Annotated in this window: 19 protein-coding genes; 10 read left to right on the top strand and 9 right to left on the bottom strand. The window is 74.2% G+C overall.

Annotated features, from left to right (window positions below):
- Positions 1-15 precede the first annotated feature (15 nt).
- Both QRT03_RS14445 and QRT03_RS14440 read left to right on the top strand, forming a co-directional pair.
- A complete protein-coding gene (locus QRT03_RS14445; RefSeq protein WP_286053578.1) occupies positions 16-789 on the top strand; it encodes an SOS response-associated peptidase in 774 nt (257 codons plus the stop codon).
- Positions 786-1,442 (top strand): alpha/beta hydrolase family protein, encoded by a 657-nt coding sequence (locus tag QRT03_RS14440; protein WP_286053576.1) that lies wholly within the window; start codon positions 786-788, stop codon positions 1,440-1,442. The genes QRT03_RS14445 and QRT03_RS14440 overlap by 4 nt, the downstream gene beginning before the upstream one ends.
- Before the next feature lie 4 nt (positions 1,443-1,446).
- On the opposite strand, the gene QRT03_RS14435 is transcribed toward QRT03_RS14440, so the two are convergent.
- Both QRT03_RS14435 and QRT03_RS14430 read right to left on the bottom strand, forming a co-directional pair.
- Positions 1,447-2,283 (bottom strand): SCO4651 family lipoprotein, encoded by an 837-nt coding sequence (locus QRT03_RS14435; protein WP_286053575.1) that lies wholly within the window; start codon positions 2,281-2,283, stop codon positions 1,447-1,449.
- 56 nt (positions 2,284-2,339) lie between these two features.
- Entirely contained in the window at positions 2,340-2,912 is a 573-nt protein-coding gene (locus QRT03_RS14430; RefSeq protein ID WP_286053574.1) for a TetR family transcriptional regulator, read from the bottom strand.
- A 77-nt stretch (positions 2,913-2,989) separates the two neighbouring features.
- Between QRT03_RS14430 and QRT03_RS14425 the strand changes: the two genes are divergently transcribed.
- The gene (locus QRT03_RS14425; protein ID WP_286053573.1) at positions 2,990-4,018 is read left to right on the top strand and encodes an NAD(P)-dependent alcohol dehydrogenase; all 1,029 of its coding nucleotides are present in this window, start codon (positions 2,990-2,992) and stop codon (positions 4,016-4,018) included.
- Here QRT03_RS14425 and QRT03_RS14420 read toward each other — a convergent pair.
- Entirely contained in the window at positions 4,015-4,497 is a 483-nt protein-coding gene (locus QRT03_RS14420) for an aminoacyl-tRNA deacylase (protein WP_286053572.1), read from the bottom strand. The genes QRT03_RS14425 and QRT03_RS14420 overlap by 4 nt on opposite strands.
- A 62-nt stretch (positions 4,498-4,559) precedes the next feature.
- Between QRT03_RS14420 and QRT03_RS14415 the strand changes: the two genes are divergently transcribed.
- Together QRT03_RS14415 and rsrA are read left to right on the top strand one after the other, a co-directional pair.
- A complete protein-coding gene (locus QRT03_RS14415; RefSeq protein WP_286053571.1) occupies positions 4,560-5,348 on the top strand; it encodes a sigma-70 family RNA polymerase sigma factor in 789 nt (262 codons plus the stop codon).
- Positions 5,345-5,686, top strand: coding sequence for a mycothiol system anti-sigma-R factor (gene rsrA / locus QRT03_RS14410; RefSeq protein WP_286053570.1), 342 nt, complete (start codon positions 5,345-5,347; stop codon positions 5,684-5,686). Before QRT03_RS14415 ends, rsrA begins: the two co-directional genes overlap by 4 nt.
- A gap of 69 nt (positions 5,687-5,755) precedes the next feature.
- Here rsrA and QRT03_RS32185 read toward each other — a convergent pair whose 3' ends face one another.
- Positions 5,756-5,830, bottom strand: a complete 75-nt coding sequence (locus QRT03_RS32185) for a 50S ribosomal protein bL37 (protein WP_372460497.1) — start codon at positions 5,828-5,830, stop codon at positions 5,756-5,758.
- Between the two features lie 54 nt (positions 5,831-5,884).
- Here QRT03_RS32185 and QRT03_RS14405 point away from each other — a divergent pair, with 54 nt between their 5' ends.
- The gene (locus tag QRT03_RS14405) at positions 5,885-7,378 is read left to right on the top strand and encodes a sensor histidine kinase (RefSeq protein WP_286053569.1); all 1,494 of its coding nucleotides are present in this window, start codon (positions 5,885-5,887) and stop codon (positions 7,376-7,378) included.
- Between the two features lie 207 nt (positions 7,379-7,585).
- Here QRT03_RS14405 and QRT03_RS14400 read toward each other — a convergent pair whose 3' ends face one another.
- Together QRT03_RS14400 and QRT03_RS14395 are read right to left on the bottom strand one after the other, a co-directional pair.
- A complete protein-coding gene (locus QRT03_RS14400) occupies positions 7,586-7,834 on the bottom strand; it encodes a WhiB family transcriptional regulator (RefSeq protein WP_286053567.1) in 249 nt (82 codons plus the stop codon).
- A 611-nt stretch (positions 7,835-8,445) separates the two neighbouring features.
- Positions 8,446-9,366 carry a diacylglycerol/lipid kinase family protein gene (locus tag QRT03_RS14395; protein ID WP_286053566.1) on the bottom strand — a complete coding sequence of 307 codons (921 nt, stop codon included), beginning with the start codon at positions 9,364-9,366 and terminating at the stop codon, positions 8,446-8,448.
- A gap of 87 nt (positions 9,367-9,453) precedes the next feature.
- Between QRT03_RS14395 and QRT03_RS14390 the strand changes: the two genes are divergently transcribed.
- Positions 9,454-9,810 (top strand): hypothetical protein, encoded by a 357-nt coding sequence (locus QRT03_RS14390; RefSeq protein ID WP_286053565.1) that lies wholly within the window; start codon positions 9,454-9,456, stop codon positions 9,808-9,810.
- A gap of 22 nt (positions 9,811-9,832) precedes the next feature.
- Here the strand turns inward: QRT03_RS14390 and QRT03_RS14385 are convergent, their stop codons facing one another.
- Entirely contained in the window at positions 9,833-10,474 is a 642-nt protein-coding gene (locus QRT03_RS14385; protein ID WP_286053564.1) for an acid phosphatase, read from the bottom strand.
- A 61-nt stretch (positions 10,475-10,535) separates the two neighbouring features.
- Entirely contained in the window at positions 10,536-10,943 is a 408-nt protein-coding gene (gene sodN, locus QRT03_RS14380; protein ID WP_286053563.1) for a superoxide dismutase, Ni, read from the bottom strand.
- A gap of 96 nt (positions 10,944-11,039) precedes the next feature.
- Between sodN and QRT03_RS14375 the strand changes: the two genes are divergently transcribed.
- A complete protein-coding gene (locus tag QRT03_RS14375) occupies positions 11,040-11,408 on the top strand; it encodes a S26 family signal peptidase (RefSeq protein WP_286053562.1) in 369 nt (122 codons plus the stop codon).
- A gap of 106 nt (positions 11,409-11,514) precedes the next feature.
- Positions 11,515-13,146 carry a lytic transglycosylase domain-containing protein gene (locus QRT03_RS14370; RefSeq protein WP_286053560.1) on the top strand — a complete coding sequence of 544 codons (1,632 nt, stop codon included), beginning with the start codon at positions 11,515-11,517 and terminating at the stop codon, positions 13,144-13,146.
- Positions 13,147-13,720: 574 nt separating this feature from the next.
- Here the strand turns inward: QRT03_RS14370 and QRT03_RS14365 are convergent.
- A complete protein-coding gene (locus QRT03_RS14365) occupies positions 13,721-14,335 on the bottom strand; it encodes a dTDP-4-dehydrorhamnose 3,5-epimerase family protein (RefSeq protein ID WP_286053558.1) in 615 nt (204 codons plus the stop codon).
- Between the two features lie 251 nt (positions 14,336-14,586).
- Between QRT03_RS14365 and QRT03_RS14360 the strand changes: the two genes are divergently transcribed.
- Positions 14,587-15,822: an NAD(P)-dependent malic enzyme gene (locus tag QRT03_RS14360; RefSeq protein WP_286053557.1), complete on the top strand. Its 1,236-nt coding sequence runs from the start codon at positions 14,587-14,589 to the stop codon at positions 15,820-15,822.
- The last annotated feature ends 76 nt before the right edge of the window (positions 15,823-15,898 follow it).

The following is a 15,898-nucleotide window of genomic DNA, read 5'->3' as shown; positions in this document are numbered from 1 at the left end:
GCAGGATCGTCAGGTATGTGCGGTCGATACGCCCTCGCCAAGGATCCGGCCGACCTGGCCGAGGAGTTCGACGCGCGGGACGCCACGGACGGGACGCTGGACACCCCGGAGTACAACGTCGCGCCCACGCTGACGATCCCGGGCGTCGTGGACCGGCACCCGCGGGACGAGGACGGGACGCCCGACCCGGCGTCGCTCGAGCGCTCCGTCCGCGCCATGAAGTGGGGCCTCGTGCCGTCGTGGGCCAAGGACCCGTCGGTCGGGAACCGGATGATCAACGCGCGCGGCGAGTCGTTGCTGGAGAAGCCGGCGTTCCGCAAGGCGGCGGCGTCCCGACGCTGCCTGCTCCCGGCGGACGGCTGGTTCGAGTGGCTGCGCGACGGCAAGCAGAAGACCCCGTACTTCATGACCTTCGCCGCCGACTCGACCTTCGCCGGCCGGTCCCTCGCGCTGGCCGGGCTCTGGGAGACGTGGCGCCCGGAGCGGGGCGCGGACCCGCTGGTCTCCACCACCGTCGTCACGATCGACTCCGCCGGTCCGCTGACCGAGATCCACCACCGGATGCCGCTGGTGCTCCCGCCCGACCGGTGGGCCGACTGGCTCGACCCGGAGAACGACGACCCGACCGGGCTGCTCGCACCGTCTGAGGAGATCCTCGCCGCGATCGAGATGCGGCAGGTGTCGTCGAAGGTCAACAACGTCCGCAACCACGGGGCGGAGCTGATCGAGGAGGACCACGAGCAGCCCGAGCAGCAGGGTCTGGACCTCGAGTCGGTCAACCCGTCGTGATCGTCGAGGTCGACGAGTTCGAGGTCCCCACCCCGCACGGACCCGCCGTCGTGCACCTGGAGCACGCGAGCTACTGCGGGGGCCTGCTCGTGCTGGGCCACGGAGCCGGCGGCGGCATCGAGGCCCCGGACCTGCTCGCCGCCGCCACGAGCGCACCCGTGCCGATCGCGGTGGCGCGGGTCCTCCAGCCCTACCGCGTCGCGGGGCGCAAGGCGCCGCCACCGGCCGCGCAGCTCGACGAGGCCTGGGCGTGCGTGCTGACGGAGCTGACGGAGCGGTTCCCGGACACCGACCAGGTCCACGGTGGCCGGTCGTCGGGCGCGCGGGTGGCGTGCCGGGGTGCGGTGGCGGCCGAGAAGCGCCCCGTCGGCGTCCTCGCGCTGGCGTTCCCGCTGCTCGCCCCGGCCCGCAAGGACGGGACGCGACCCGACCGCTCGCCCGAGATCGACGCCGTGTCCGACGCCGGCATCCCGGTGCTCGCCGTGTCCGGCGACCGCGACCGCTTCGGGGTCCCGCCTGTCGCGCCGCACCGCGAGGTGGTGACGGTGCGCGGGGACCACTCGCTGAAGGCCAAGGGCCCGGTGCGGGAGGCGATCGAGCCGTGGATCGCGCGGTTCTTCCCCCCGCTGCCGCAGGGGCTCGAGCTGGACTGACCCTTCACCGCGCCCGGAGCCGCAGCTCCGTGAACAGGTCGCGCACCCTCTCCGCGGGCGGCGCGACGACGGTGCGCTGCGGGGCGATGTCCAGCAGCGTCGTCGTCGTGCTCGCCCGGTCCGGCACCAGGGTCTCGGTGACCTGCCGGACCCGCCCCTCGGTGTCCAGCCACACGTCCACCGGCAGGACGGCGAGCCCGAGCTCGGTGTTCGCACGGTCGACCGCCGCCCCGAGGTCCGGCGCGAGCGTCCGCAGCCGCGCGAGGTCGACGGAGCCGCGCAGGTGCACCGTCGAGAAGTTCGCGACCTTCTCCGGCCCGACCACCACGACGTCGTCGCGGATCGCCCCGAGGACCGTCATGAGGTCCGCCGAGTTGCCCGTGACCCCGGAGCCGAGCTGGATCACGGTGTCCGCGTAGAGCCCGGTGTCGACGTCGTCGAGCGAGACGGCCACCCACGGCCGGCCCCGGGAGATGTCGTTTATCGCCCGCGGCGGGAGCGCCCCGAACGCCGTCCGGCCCACCGCGAGCGCGTCGACCCGGCCGAGGTCGCCCGTGCGCAGCGTCGCCGAGACCGTGCGGCCCCGGAAGTCGAGGGTGCCGTTCCCCGTCGTCGTGATGGACCGGTCGCGGGCCGGGCCGCGGGAGTCGATCGCGATCGTGGCTCCACCCGAGTCCGCGGTCGCGCGGGCCGCGGAGCGTACCGACTCCGCCGTGCCGCTGTCGCCGCCGACCCCGTCGCGCGCCGCCGTCCCGGCCGCGCTGTCGTCGCGCCCGAGGCCGAGCGAGGCGCACCCGGCGAGCGACGCCAGGAGCACGAGGACGACGGCGAGCACGCGCATGACCGTCAGTGAACCGGCGAGGTCGTACGTTTTCCGGCCACGCCCCCCGAAAGTGATCAGGGGCCGAGGGCGCCGCGGACCGCTCGCGCCAGGGCTTCCCGACGGCGGGTGTGGTCGGCCTCCGGGTCGTCCGGGGCGGCGGCGATGACGGTGGCCGCGGGGGACCAGGTCATCGACAGGGCGATGACCAGCGAGTACACGTCGCCCGGGTCGAACGCCGGGTCGATCAGGCCCTCCTCCTGCGCCGCCGCGACGGCCGCGAGCTTGCGCGCCACCTCGTCGCCGACGTCGACGAGCAGGTCGCCGACCGGGACACGCTCCAGGCGCGCCCACACCGCCAGCAGGATCACCGCCGGCTCGTCCAGGTACGCGTCGTAGAGCCGCACCGCGTAGCCCGGCAGGTCCCGTGCGTCGAAGGGCACGAGATCGACGATCAGCGCCAGGTGTTCGTGGAAGACCGCGTCGAACAGCCCGTCCTTGGAGTCGAACCACGCGTAGATCTGCGCCTTGTTGGCCTCGGCCGCCGCGGCGATCCGGTCGACCCGGGCCCCGGCGATCCCGCGGGCGGAGAACTCGGCGGTCGCCGCGTCGAGCAGGCGTCGTCGGGTCGCGCTCCCGTCCTTCGGCATCGCCTGATCCTAACCAACCGGTTGGTCACGTGCTAGCGTCGTGAGCAACCAACCGGTTCGTTTCGAAAGGACGCGACATGCACGAGGTCACCGGCTGGGCCGCCGCCACCCCCGGCGCCGCCCCCGCGCCCTGGACCTTCTCCCGGCGCGACCCGCGCCCGTCCGACGTCGTCGTCCGCGTCACGCACTGCGGCGTCTGCGCGACCGACCTGCACTCCCTGGCCCACGGCGACCCGTCGTCGTTCCCGCTGGTCGCGGGCCACGAGATGACCGGGGTGGTGGCGGCCGTCGGGTCCGAGGTGACCGACCTCGTCGAGGGCGACCGGATCGCCGTCGGGAACATCGTCGACTCCTGCGGGGTCTGCGGCCCGTGCCGCGCGGGCCGGGAGAACGACTGCGACGCCTTCCCGACCCTCACCTACGGCGGCGCCGACCGGGTCTCCGGCGGGGTGACCCAGGGCGGGTTCTCGACGGAGATCGTGGTCGACCGGGGCTTCACCTACCGGCTCCCGACGGCGCTCGACCCGGCCGGCGCGGCCCCGCTGCTGTGCGCGGGCGTGACGACCTGGGCCCCGCTGCGGCGCTACGGCGTCGGGCCCGGGACGACCGTCGGCGTGATCGGTGTGGGCGGGCTCGGCCACGTGGCGCTGAAGTTCGCCCACGCGCTCGGTGCCGAGACGGTGGCGCTGACGACGAGCGCGGCCAAGGCGCAGGCCGCGAAGGAACTGGGGGCGGACGACGTGGTGGTGACGTCGTCGGGCCTGGCTGATCAGCGTCGCCGCTTCGACGTCCTGCTGGACACCACCGGCCACCCGATGGACCTCGCGCCGTACTTCGAGGCGCTGCGCGTCGACGGCACCTACGTGCTCGCCGGCATCCCGCCGCAGCGGCTCGACCTCGACCCGATGTCGCTGGTCGTGGGCGAGAAGCGCCTCGTCGGGACCGGCTCGGCGGGCGTGCCCGCGACGCGGGAGATGCTGGACTTCTGCGCCGAGCACGGGATCGTCGCCGACGTCGAGACCGTGACGCCGGAGGCGCTGCCGTCCGCGCTCGACCGGTTGGGTCGCGGGGACGTGCGCTTCCGCTTCGTCGTGGAGATGCCCTAACCGGCGACAGCGGCCGTCGTCGCACCCGCCGTCGTGACGAGGTCGGCGGGCGCGAGCTCCATCTGCAGCCCGCGCTTGCCGGCGCTGCAGAAGATCGTGGCGAAGCCGAGAGCGGATTCGTCCACGACGACGGGTAGCCGCTGCCGGGAGCCGAGCGGGGAGATACCGCCTGCGACGGAACCGGTCAGCCGCTCCGCCACGGCGACGTTGGCCATCACGGCCCTCTTGCCGCCGCGCGCGGCCGCGAGGGCCTTGAGGTCGAGCTGTCCCGACACCGGGACCATCGCGAGCACCGGCTTGCCGTCGACCTCGGCCACCAGCGTCTTGAACACCCGCGCGTGGTCGAGGCCGAGGGCGTCGGCAGCCTCGGTGCCGTACGCGGCGACGCCGGGTGCTTCGTAGGTGTGGGTGGTGACGGCCACGCCGGCCGCCGCGAGCAGGGCCAGCGCGGGGGTGCCGGCGGCGGTCTTCCGAGCCACGGGCGGAGCCTACGGCCGGGAACACGCGCACCCCGGATCGTGTTGGCACCGACATGCCAGCCATGACGATGGAGCGGACCCCGATCCGGCTCCTCACACCCGATGAAGGGGGTGTCCGCACGCCGACACGGGTAACCTCACCGCGATCCGTCGCCACGATCGAGACGTGGCGCGAAGGGAGTGCGGTGTCCGAGGCGGTCGACGAGGCGGCGGTGGACGCTGCGACGGACGTTCAGCAGGGCGGGTCGACACCCGCGGACCTGGAGACCGAGTCCGTCGCGCAGCGTGCCGAACGCTTCGAGCGCGACGTGATGCCGATGGTCGACCAGCTCTACGCGGCCGCGATGCGGATGACCCGCAATCCGCCGGACGCCGAGGACCTGGTCCAGGAGACCGTGCTCAAGGCCTACTCCTCCTTCACGTCGTTCAAGCCCGGGACGAACCTGAAGGCCTGGCTGTACCGGATCCTCACGAACTCCTACATCAACACGTACCGCAAGAAGCAGCGGCAGCCGCAGCAGAACTCCACCGACGAGATCACCGACTACCAGCTCTCGCAGTCGGCCGAGCACTCGTCGGCGGGCCTCCCGAGCGCGGAGGCCGAGGCGCTGGACCGGCTGCCGGACACCGACATCCGCGACGCGCTGCAGGCCCTGCCGGACGACTTCCGCATGGCGGTCTACCTCGCCGACGTCGAGGGGTTCGCCTACAAGGAGATCGCCGAGATCATGGGCACGCCGATCGGCACCGTGATGTCGCGCCTGCACCGGGGCCGCCGCCAGCTGCGGGAGGCCCTGACCGACACCGCGCGCGACCGCGGCTTCATCCGAGACGGGGTGGACGAGTCATGAGCTGCGGCGAGCCCCACGAGACCGACTGCGACGAGGTCCTCGCCGAGGTCTGGCTGCTCCTCGACCACGAGTGCGACGCCGAGCGGGACGCCCAGCTGCGGCGGCACCTCGAGGAGTGCGGACCCTGCCTGGCGCGGTACGGGCTCGAGGAGAAGGTGAAGACCCTGCTCGCCCGCACCTGCGGCGGCGAGCGGGCGCCCGACACGCTGCACCGCAAGCTGCGCGAGCGGATTCGGGAGACGGTGCTCGAGCAGGCCAGCATCAGCGTCGAGCGCACCCCGAGCGGGACGGTCGTCGAGGTCAACTCCACCCGCGTGCAGACCCGACGGCAGGTCTGAGGACCTCCGGACGCACGAAGGGCCCCCGGTGATCCGGGGGCCCTTCGTCGTTCCGGGACGGCATCCGCGTCAGCTGTTGGGACGCTTGCCGTGGTTCGAGCCCTTCTTCTTGCGGTCCCGCTTCTGACGTGCGCGCTTCGACATGAGGCCATTCTCCCATGCGCCGTCCGGGCGTCCGGCCGATGGTTGGATGGACCCGTGAGCACGCTGAGCTTCCTGCTCGCCACGCACACCTCGCTGTCCGGGGACGAGGTCGCCCACCTGCAGCGGCTCGCCTCGGAGTGGCAACTGCTCTCCGACCTGTCGTTCGCGGACTTCCTGCTGTGGGTGCCGGTCGACGCGGAGACCGGGCCCGCCCACTTCCTCTGCGTCGCCCACAGCCGCCCGACGACGGCGCCGACCGCCCACCCCGACGACATGGTCGGCGGCACCGCCACCGCCACCCAGCACCCGCAGCTGGTCCGCGCCCTGGCCGACACGACGATGCGCCGCGAGGAGCAGCCGCGCTGGCACCGCGGGCGGTCCGTCCGCCGCGAGGTGGTGCCGGTCGGGTACGGGGGCAAGGTCATCGCGGTCCTCGGCCGGGACACCAACCTCGCCGCACCGCGGGTCCCGTCGACGTTGGAGATCTCCTATCTCGCGGTCGCGGGCGACCTGTGCCAGATGATCGCGGACGGCACGTTCCCGACGGCCGAGGGGGCCGAGGAGGGTCGCTCGTCGCCCCGGGTGGGCGACGGGCTCGTGCGGGTCAGCGCGATCGGCACCGTGCTCTACGCGAGCCCGAACGCCGCGTCGGCGTTCCACCGGCTCGGGTGGGCCGACGAGCTGGTCGGCGCGGACCTGCCGACGGTGGCCCGTCGGGTGTCCGCCGACCCGTTCGAGGGCGCCGAGGTGGTCACGGTGCTGCGCGACGCCCTGGCCGGGACGCCGTCGCCGCGCACCGAGGTGGAGAGCCGCGGTGCGACGGCGGTGGTGCGCGCGCTGCCGCTGCGCCCGCGCGGGGTGCCGAGCGGGGCGCTGGTGCTGGTCCGCGACGTCACCGAGGTGCGGCGCCGGGACCGGGCGCTGATGAGCAAGGACGCCACCATCCGCGAGATCCACCACCGCGTGAAGAACAACCTGCAGACCGTCGCGGCGCTGCTGCGGCTGCAGGCGCGGCGCACCCGGCACGACGAGGCCCGTTCGGCGCTGACCGAGTCGATGCGCCGGGTGGCGTCCATCGCCCTGGTGCACGAGTCGCTCGCCGCATCGGTCGACGAGCGGGTCGACATCGACGAGGTGCTCGCCGGCGTGCTGCCGATGATGAACGACCTCGTGCGCGCCGGGGCCGGCGTCTCCCTGTCCCGCGAGGGTCGCGCCGGCGTGCTCCCGGCGGTGATGGCGACCCCGCTGGTCCTCGTGGTCACCGAGCTGGTGTCCAACGCGCTGGAGCACGGGTTCCCGGCGTCGACGCCGCAGGCCACCGGCACGGTCCGGATCGTCGCGACGCGGACCGCGGCCGAGCTGCGCATCGACATCGTCGACGACGGCCTCGGCCTGCCGGACACGTTCTCCCTCGAGCGCGCGCCGGGCCTCGGGCTGCAGATCGTGCGGACCCTCGTGGACTCCGAGCTCGGGGGGACGCTCTCCCTGCGCCCGGACGCCGACGGCGGCACCCGGGCGGAGCTGCGCATCCCGCTCACCCGGCGGTAGCGACCCGCCGTCGGGAACCGTCCGGAACGAGCGAAGGGCACCTTCGCTCGAATAGACGGGCCGTGGGCGCCCACCGCCCACCCGCCCCGGAACGAGCGAAGGGCCCCTCCGGTCGAGTAGATCGACCGAAGGGGCCCTTCGCTCAACGCGTGGTGGTGACGGGGGCGGACGCGTGGGGAGCGAGCGTCCGTCCCCGGGGAGGCCGGATCAGGCCTGGACGTCCATGCGCACGCCGTAGCGCTTCATGGCGCGGCGCTCGTCCTCGTCGGCGCCGCCCCAGACGCCCGCGTCCTGACCCGACTCGAGGGCCCAGGTCAGGCACTCGGACATCGCGGGGCAGCGACGGCACACGGCCTTCGCCTGGGCGATCTGCGTCAGGGCCGGGCCACTCGTCCCGATGGGGAAGAACAGTTCCGGGTCCTCGTCGCGGCAAGCAGCGTCGTTCCGCCAGTCCATCGTGCTGGTCTCCTCAGCTGGGCACGCCTCGGGGTGCGTACCGGGTTGCATCGTGGTCGGCGATTCCGTTCGGGGCGGAATGCCGCGGGACCGTCGTACCGGTCCCTCCGTACCGTTCTCGTGTGTGCGGGGAGGCCCGACGTCCGACTCCCCGACCTGCGGCATCCTCGCCACCGGCCGGACACCCGGGGTGTCCACCTCCCGTGCCCCTCGGATTCCGGTGATCTCTCACCGACTCCCGGGGACCGGCCGAGCAGTTCTGCTCTCGCATTCCTGCCCGGCACTCGCGGGGGATGACCAAGAATCTGCAGGAGATACGGCTCTGGATCGAGTCCCAAGCGGCTCGACGGGCTTGCGCGGGCGGTGAGTGGAGATCGGCGCACCGTGACGGGCCGGTCACTGCGACGAGCGGAAAACGCCGCACGACGAGGCGTCGACCCGGGCGTCGGCCGGCGACGAGCGGTCGCTATGCTCATCCCCGCCCTGTCCGTGGCGCCGGAACAAGCCTCCGAGGTCCCCCGAAGGCCGGATCAAGCCACCGCTCGTCGGCGCGCGGCACGCGCCCGCCGGACCGGACGTGACCCGGCTCACGACTGCTGGACGGCGTTTCGCTACACGACGACCCGCAGGGCGTCCGGGACGGCCACGAACTCGACGTCACTGCGCCGCCCGAGGTGGTCGCCGTCGACCTGCAGGTTGACGGGCTCCTCGGTGGTGATCCGCAGGGCGGACACGTCGTCGCGCCGGACCACCGACCCCAACCCGCCGAAGCCCTCGGGTCGCAGGATCTGGCGGACGGTGCGCGCGATCGTCGGGAGGCCGAGGTTGCGCATGGCGAAGAAACCGAGCCCGCGCTCGAACGAGCAGCCGGGGTTCGTGCGCACCGCGGTGCCGCCGAGGTAGGTCCACGGGTCGGTGTTCGAGACGATGGCCATCTTCACGCCCTCGACGGGTTCCTCGCCGGGGATCTCCACCGTGAGCGACGGCGGGTTCGCCCGGGCCCGGGCCCAGCGGCGGATGGCGGTGTCGACGTAGCGGGTGGGGGTGACCTCGCGGCCGTCGCCGCGGGCCCGCTCCATCGCGGCGATGACGTCGGCGTCCCAGCCCAGCCCGGCGTTGAAGCTGAACCAGCGCTCGTCGGCCTTCCCGAGCCCGACCATCCGGCTGCGACCCGCGGCGAGCGCACCGAGCAGCTGGTGGGTGGCCTCCAGGGCGTCGCGCGGGGCGCCGAGGGCGCGCGCGAAGACGTTCGCCGACCCGCCCGGCACGACGCCCAGCGCGGGCACCTGGGGATGCGGACCGTGCACCAGCAGCCCGTTGAGGGCCTCGTTGACCGTCCCGTCGCCACCGAGGACGACGACGAGGTCGACCCCCTCGTCGGCCGCCCGGGCCGCGAGCTCGGCCGCGTGACCCCGGTAGCGGGTGGCCACCACCTCGAGCTTGAGCTCGCTGGCGAGGGCGTGGGCGATCACGTCGCGGCCCGCTGCCGTGGTGGTGGTGGCCGAGGGATTGGCCACGAGCAGGGCGCGCACGGCACTCACCGTAGCCCCGCACCGTCCGTGGTTGAGCCGGGCGTGGGTCACGGAACGCCCGTCGGGACGGCGCCTACTCTGGGGATCGTGTTGTCGACCCGCCCCCCGCGCCCGGTCGTCGTGGCCGCACTGGTCTGCGCGGGCGAGGGGATCGCGCTGCTCGTGGCCGGGGTGGTGTTCCTGGCGCTGCAGGGCGTGCCGCAGGTGTGGGGGTTCGTGATCCTGCTGGGCGTCGGCACCGGGGCCGCGGGGGTGGCGCTGGCCCGTGGGAGCCGGGGCGCCCGCGGCCCGGTGGTGGTCGCGCAGCTCATCGGGCTCGGGGTGGCGTTCTACGCCGGGGTGTCCTCCGACCGTCCGGACCTCGGTGTGCCGCTCGCGGTGCTGTGCGTGGCGGTCCTGGCCGGCGTGCTGACCCGGGCGGGCCGGGACTGGGCGGAGCAGTAGCCGCACCCGTCGTCGGGAAGGATCAGTGCCGGTCGGCCGGCGGGGGAGGGGGCTCGACGAGCCCGCCGGGGACGTTGAGCAGGTCGACGCGGTGCTCGCCGCGTTCGTGGCCGAGCACGGTCACCGACGCCGGGTCGAACGCGAACCCGACCCCTGCCGACGGCGAAAGCCCCAGGTAGCGGGCGACCAGCACCCGCGAGGCGTGCCCGTGCCCGACGAGGATGACGTCGCGGACGGCGAGCTCCGCGTCCGCGTCGGCGATCACGCGGTCGATGCGCGCCGCGATCTGCTCGTCGGACTCGCCGTGCGGGACGGCGTGCGTCCAGATCGTCCAGCCGGGGTCCTCGGTGCGGATGTCGGGGGTGGTGCGGCCCTCGTAGTCGCCGTAGTCCCACTCGACGAGGTCCTCGCGCACCTCGTCGACGGTCAGACCGGCGAGCGCGGCGGTGTCCCGGGCCCGCGTGCGCGGGCTGGACCACACCACCGGCGCGGGCTGGGCGTCGCCGCGCAGCGTGCGCAGGAGGTCACCGGCCACGCGGGCCTGCTCCCGGCCGTGCCCCGTCAGCGGGATGTCGGTGCGGCCCGTGTGCTGCCCCGACCGGGACCACTCGGTCTCCCCGTGGCGCAGCAGGTACAACCGGCCGGCCGGGCTCTCGCTCACCACTGCCTCCTGACACGACGACGCGCCCGCCCCGAGGAGGGGCGGGCGCGTCGGTCCGTGGGCCTCAGCCCTTCTTGGTCTCCCAGAAGATGTCCGAGATCTCGCCGATGTAGCCGAGCAGCTCGTCACCGGTCTTGGGGTCCGTGGAGCCCTTGGTCCCGGTGGCGCCGGCCGCCTTGGTGGCCTTGTTGAACAGCTCGTGCAGCTGCGGGTACTTCTCGAAGTGCGGCGGCTTGAAGTAGTCCGTCCACAGCACCCACAGGTGGTGCTTCACCAGGTCGGAGCGCTCCTCCTTGATCTGGATGGCACGCTCCTTGAACTCCGGGTCGTCGGAGCCCTGGAACTTCTCCTGGATCGCCTTGACCGACTCGGCCTCGATCCGGGCCTGAGCCGGGTCGTACACGCCACAGGGGAGGTCGCAGTGCGCGGTGGCCTCCAGGCGCGGACGGAGGATGCTCGCGAGCAGTCCCATGTCGCCTCCCAACTCCCCTCACCAGGGGGATCACGGTGATCGTTCCGACCGCGGCCTAACCTACTCCGACCACCGCGCGGGAGCAGGGGATGAGAGATGAACGCCCGGGCGGATGACGGCGAGCGGTCTGCGCTGGTGAGAGGCGCGCGCGAGGTGCCGGGTCGGTGGCCGCGACGGGTCCTCGTACGGGGCTCGTCGATGGTCCCGACGCTGCACGACGGCGACGTCGTCCTCGCGTGGCCCGGTCGCCGTGCGCGGGCCGGGGACGTGGCGCTCGTCCGGTGGCCGTCGCGGCCCGGGCAGCTCTCCGTCAAACGACTGGCCCTTCCCGACGACGGGGGCTGGTACGCCCTGGGGGACGCGGCGCTCGCGTCGACCGACTCGCGCACCCTCGGACCGGCGGAGGCGCTCGCCGTCGTCACCCATCGGCTGTGGCCGCACCCGGGCCGGCTGCCCCGTCGCTGAGCACCCCACCGATCACGTTCGGATGACAGCGCCCGACCGCGGCTAGCGTCAGGAGCCCCCCGCACGACAGTCCCGTCGACGGGAAACCGGGGGACGGGAGCGATCGGTGGGGGACGAGCGGGGGCCGTGGATCGGCTCGTCGTGGATGGTCTCGACGGTGCGCGCGGGTGATCGGCGTCCGCAGCGCCCGCGGGTGCTCGTGACGTGGGCGGTGGGGGCGGCCGTCCTCATGGGCGTCCTCGGGGCCGCCGGGCCGCACACGCCGGTGGACGTCGCGCTGCCGCTGCCGCCGGTCGACACCAGTGAGGTCGGCGCCACCGGGCGCGCCCCGGACGCCGGGGTCGCGCCGCTGCCCGAGCTCGCGGACCCCTTCTCCCCGGGGCTGCTGCCGGGGACGGGCTCGGGATCCGGGGTGCCGGAGACGATGCTCGCCGCCTACCGCTCGGCCGAGGGCCGGATGGCCCGCTCCGCGCCGGACTGCCACCTGTCGTGGGCGCTGGTGGCGGGCATCGGGAAGGTCGAGTCCTCGCACGCGTACGGCGGCGCGGTGGGCGGGGACGGCACGACCCTGCGCCCGATCCTCGGCCCGCAGCTCGACGGCACGAACGGCAACGCCGCGATCGGCGACACCGACGGCGGGGCCCTCGACCACGACACCACCTGGGACCGCGCCGTCGGCCCCACCCAGTTCATCCCCTCGAGCTGGCGGACCTACGGCGCCGACGGCAACGGTGACGGCACGTCCGACCCCGACAACGCCTTCGACGCCACCCTCGCCACCGGGCGGTACCTCTGCGCCGGCGGCACGGACCTCGCCACCGCCTCGGGCCGCCACGACGCCGTGTTCCGCTACAACCACTCCGAGTCCTACGTGGCGACGGTCCTGCGCTGGGCGGACGGCTACGCCTCCGGCGCGCTCCCCGTGCCCGACTCCGAGGGCGGCATCCCGGACGTGGACCCGGCCTCGCCGGCCTCGCCGGCCTCGCCGGTCGAGGAGGGCGCGCCGACGCTGGCGGCGCTGCCGTCGTCCGTCCTGCCGGACGCCGGTCCCGTGCCCTCCGCCCCGGCCCCTACCGGGCTCGTCGGGGGGAGCCCCGTGCCGCTGTCGGCGCCGGCTGCCGCGCCGACGGGCGGGGTGCCGGCCGTGCCGTCGTCGTCCGCGTCGGCGCTGCCGGGTGCGGTGCCGCCGTCGGGTGCGGTGCCGTCGTCGGGTGCGGTGCCGTCGTCGGGTGCGGTGCCGTCGTCGGGCAGCTCGTCGCCGGCCGCGCCGCCGTCGCGTCCGTCGACCCCGGCCCCCGGGCCGACCACGCCGAAGCCCACGACGCCGGCCTCGAGCACGCCGCCGTCGTCGACCCCGTCGTCGACCACGACCACCTCGCCGACCACGCCGTCGTCGACCACGACCACCCCGCCGACCACCCCCTCGCCGGCCGCGCGCTGTACGGCGTCGCTGCCGGCCGTCGCGAAGGCGTTCGCGGTCCCGGCGGCCCAGCTGACCGCCGCGACCGCGAACGGGCCGAAGGCGGGCCAGGTCACCTGCACCGTGCGCCGGAGCGGTGCGCCGCTGGTCGTCGCGGTCGCCGCCACCTCGGCCTCGGCCCCTGCTCCGACGGCAGGTGCCGGTGTCACCCGGAATGCAGCGGGCGGTCGGGTCGTCCTGTCGGTCCCGCCGTCGGCCGGCGTCCCTGAGGCCACGGCGAAGGCCGCGCTGGCGAAGCTGGCCTCCGCCTGGGCGTGATCTCCGGGCCCTCAGGCTGCTGGGCGGGCGGCCGGAGATCGCTGGGTGCCCGCTCGGCGGGCGAGCGGTGCCTTGTCGCGGGTTTTCAGCGGTCCGGCGGCGCCTTGTCGCGGGGATTCCCAGTGACAAGGTGCGGGACGGTGGGAGGTAGGCCGCGACAAGGTGGTCGCGGGCGGCTTGTCGTGGTGATTCCCCGCGACAAGATGCCCACGGATAGGCCGCTCCCGCGAGACCGGCGCCCGCGGACGACGGCCAACGGCCCCCGCGGCCTGCCAGGCGGGCTGGCGGCTGATCACGGGGCCCTCAGGGCTGCTGGGCGGGCGGCTGGAGAACGCTGGGCGCCCGCTCGTCGGGTGGGCGGTGTGTTGTCGCGGGTTCTCGGCGGTCCGGCGGCGCCTTGTCGCGGGGATTCCCAGTGACAAGGTGCGGGACGATGAGCGGTAGCCCGCGACAAGGTGCCCGCCGGGAGGCCGCTCCCGCCAGCGGGCGCCCGCGGGCGATGATCACCGGGTCCTGCGGGCTGCCGGACGGGCCGCCGGAGAGCTCTCGGTGCCCGCTCGTCCCTCAGCGGCCCTCAGGAACCCGCCGTCAGCGCCCCCACCCGGGCGCGGCAGGCCTCGGCGTCGGGCAGGGCACCGACCGCCTTCGCCTCGGCGAGGGAGGGCGCGGAGCGGTCCTTGTCGGAGAGGATCAGCTCGTCAGCGGGTACATGGTCCGTCCAGGGCAGCCCGAGGGCCTGGTCGAGCGGGTCCACGCCGTGCTCGGCGCCCGGGTTGTACGCGGTGGAGCACAGGTAGGTGGCGACGGTGCCGTCGACGAGGGCGAGGAACGCGTGGCCGAGTCCTTCGGAGAGGTACACCGCGTTCAGCGTCTCGGCGTCCAGCCGCACCGCGTCCCACTGCCCGTAGGTGGGGGAGCCGACGCGGATGTCGACCACCACGTCGAGCAGGGCCCCGGCCGAGCACTGCACGTACTTCGCCTGCCCGGGCGGCACGTCGGCGTAGTGCACGCCCCGCAGCACGCCGCGTCGGGATACGCTCGTGTTGGCCTGCGCCACATGCAGCGGGTGCCCGACCGTCCCGGCGAACACCTCCGCCTGGAAGGGCGCTGCGAACGCGCCGCGCGCGTCGGGGAAGACCGGCGGGGTGAACACCCACGCACCGGGCACCGCGAGTTCCTTGGCGTCCACGGCGCCCGACCCTATCGGCCGGGGCCTGTGACCGGTCCGACCCCGGCGGGACGCAGACACGACGGCCGACCCACGACAGGATCGGCCGTCTCCGGGTCACCCCCGCCCCTGCGCAGCGCCGTGCGGCGACCCCGTGCACCGACCGATCGCCGGACCCGACCGTCCGCCGGGACGACATGGCCCGCCGCCACCGCCACCCGTCCCCGGACGGGTCGGCCCACGACCGTGACCACCACACGTAGGAGGACCGCGTGAGCAGCACGAGCTCCGAGACCGGCACCGCGGCCGACACGAGCGGCCGCGACCTCACCGACGACGACATCTTCGTCCCGCACGAGGGCGGCAAGCTCTCCATCGCCCCGACGGTCGCGCTGGGCGGGCGTCGGGACCTGTCGATCGCGTACACGCCCGGGGTCGCGAAGGTCAGTCGCGCGATCGCCGACGACGCCGCCCTCACCGCCCGCTACACCTGGACCCACCGGCTCGTGGCCGTGGTCAGCGACGGCACCGCCGTCCTGGGCCTCGGTGACATCGGCCCGCGGGCCTCGCTGCCGGTGATGGAGGGCAAGTCGGCCCTGTTCAAGGCGTTCGCCGACCTGGACTCGATCCCGCTGGTGCTCGACACCACGGACGTGGACGAGATCGTCGAGACCCTGGTGCACCTGCGCCCGAGCTTCGGCGCGGTGAACCTCGAGGACATCGCGGCGCCGCGCTGCTTCGAGATCGAGCGCCGGCTCATCGAGGCGCTCGACTGCCCTGTCATGCACGACGACCAGCACGGCACCGCGATCGTCGTGCTCGCGGCGCTGCGCGGAGCGGCGGCTGCGCTGGGGCGGGACCTGGAGCCGCTCAAGGTGGTCGTCTCCGGTGCGGGAGCCTCCGGGGTGGCCTGCGCGAAGATCCTGCTCGAGGCGGGCGTCGAGGACGTGACCGTGCTCGACTCGCGCGGGGTGATCCACACCGGCCGCGAGAACATGAACGTCGCGAAGTACGCCCTCGCCGAGCAGACCAACCCGCGCGGGCTGCGCGGGGACCTGACGACGGCGCTGGCGGATGCGGACGTCTTCCTCGGGCTCTCCGGCTCGACGGTGCCCGAGTCGGTCATCGAGTCGATGGCCGACGACGCGATCGTCTTCGCGCTCTCCAACCCCGACCCCGAGATCGACCCCGCCGTGGCACGGCGGCACGCGTCCGTCGTCGCGACCGGGCGCAGCGACTACCCCAACCAGATCAACAACGTGCTGGCGTTCCCCGGGGTGTTCGCCGGGGCCCTCGACGCCTCGGCCCGCCGGATCACCGAGCACATGAAGCTCGCCGCGGCCGACGCCATCTTCGCCATCGCCTCCGAGGAACTCGGGGTCGACCACATCGTCCCGAGCGCCCTCGACCCGCGCGTCGCGCCCGCGGTCGCCGCCGCGGTGGCGAAGGCAGCGGGTGCCGACGGGGTGGTGCGCACGCACGTGGCCGAGGTCGCCACCGACGGGTGAGCGGGATCACGGACGACGAACGGCACGGACTTCCGGGTGATCAGGTGTGAACCGATCGGGGGGCGGGTACCGGTCG

It is taken from the genome of Actinomycetospora termitidis (assembly GCF_030286555.1).
Lineage (GTDB): Bacteria > Actinomycetota > Actinomycetes > Mycobacteriales > Pseudonocardiaceae > Actinomycetospora > Actinomycetospora termitidis.
This window is presented reverse-complemented; position numbering and strand designations above follow the sequence as displayed.

Excerpts from the sequence above, each read along its gene's own strand:
- QRT03_RS14445 (WP_286053578.1), top strand. The coding sequence starts at position 16 with ATGTGCGGTCGATACGCCCTCGCCAAGGATCCGGCCGACCTGGCCGAG.
- QRT03_RS14435 (WP_286053575.1), bottom strand. The coding sequence starts at position 2,283 with ATGCGCGTGCTCGCCGTCGTCCTCGTGCTCCTGGCGTCGCTCGCCGGG.
- QRT03_RS14430 (WP_286053574.1), bottom strand. The coding sequence starts at position 2,912 with ATGCCGAAGGACGGGAGCGCGACCCGACGACGCCTGCTCGACGCGGCG.
- QRT03_RS14425 (WP_286053573.1), top strand. The coding sequence starts at position 2,990 with ATGCACGAGGTCACCGGCTGGGCCGCCGCCACCCCCGGCGCCGCCCCC.
- QRT03_RS14415 (WP_286053571.1), top strand. The coding sequence starts at position 4,560 with ATGACGATGGAGCGGACCCCGATCCGGCTCCTCACACCCGATGAAGGG.
- rsrA (WP_286053570.1), top strand. The coding sequence starts at position 5,345 with ATGAGCTGCGGCGAGCCCCACGAGACCGACTGCGACGAGGTCCTCGCC.
- QRT03_RS14400 (WP_286053567.1), bottom strand. The coding sequence starts at position 7,834 with ATGGACTGGCGGAACGACGCTGCTTGCCGCGACGAGGACCCGGAACTG.
- sodN (WP_286053563.1), bottom strand. The coding sequence starts at position 10,943 with ATGGGACTGCTCGCGAGCATCCTCCGTCCGCGCCTGGAGGCCACCGCG.
- QRT03_RS14375 (WP_286053562.1), top strand. The coding sequence starts at position 11,040 with ATGAACGCCCGGGCGGATGACGGCGAGCGGTCTGCGCTGGTGAGAGGC.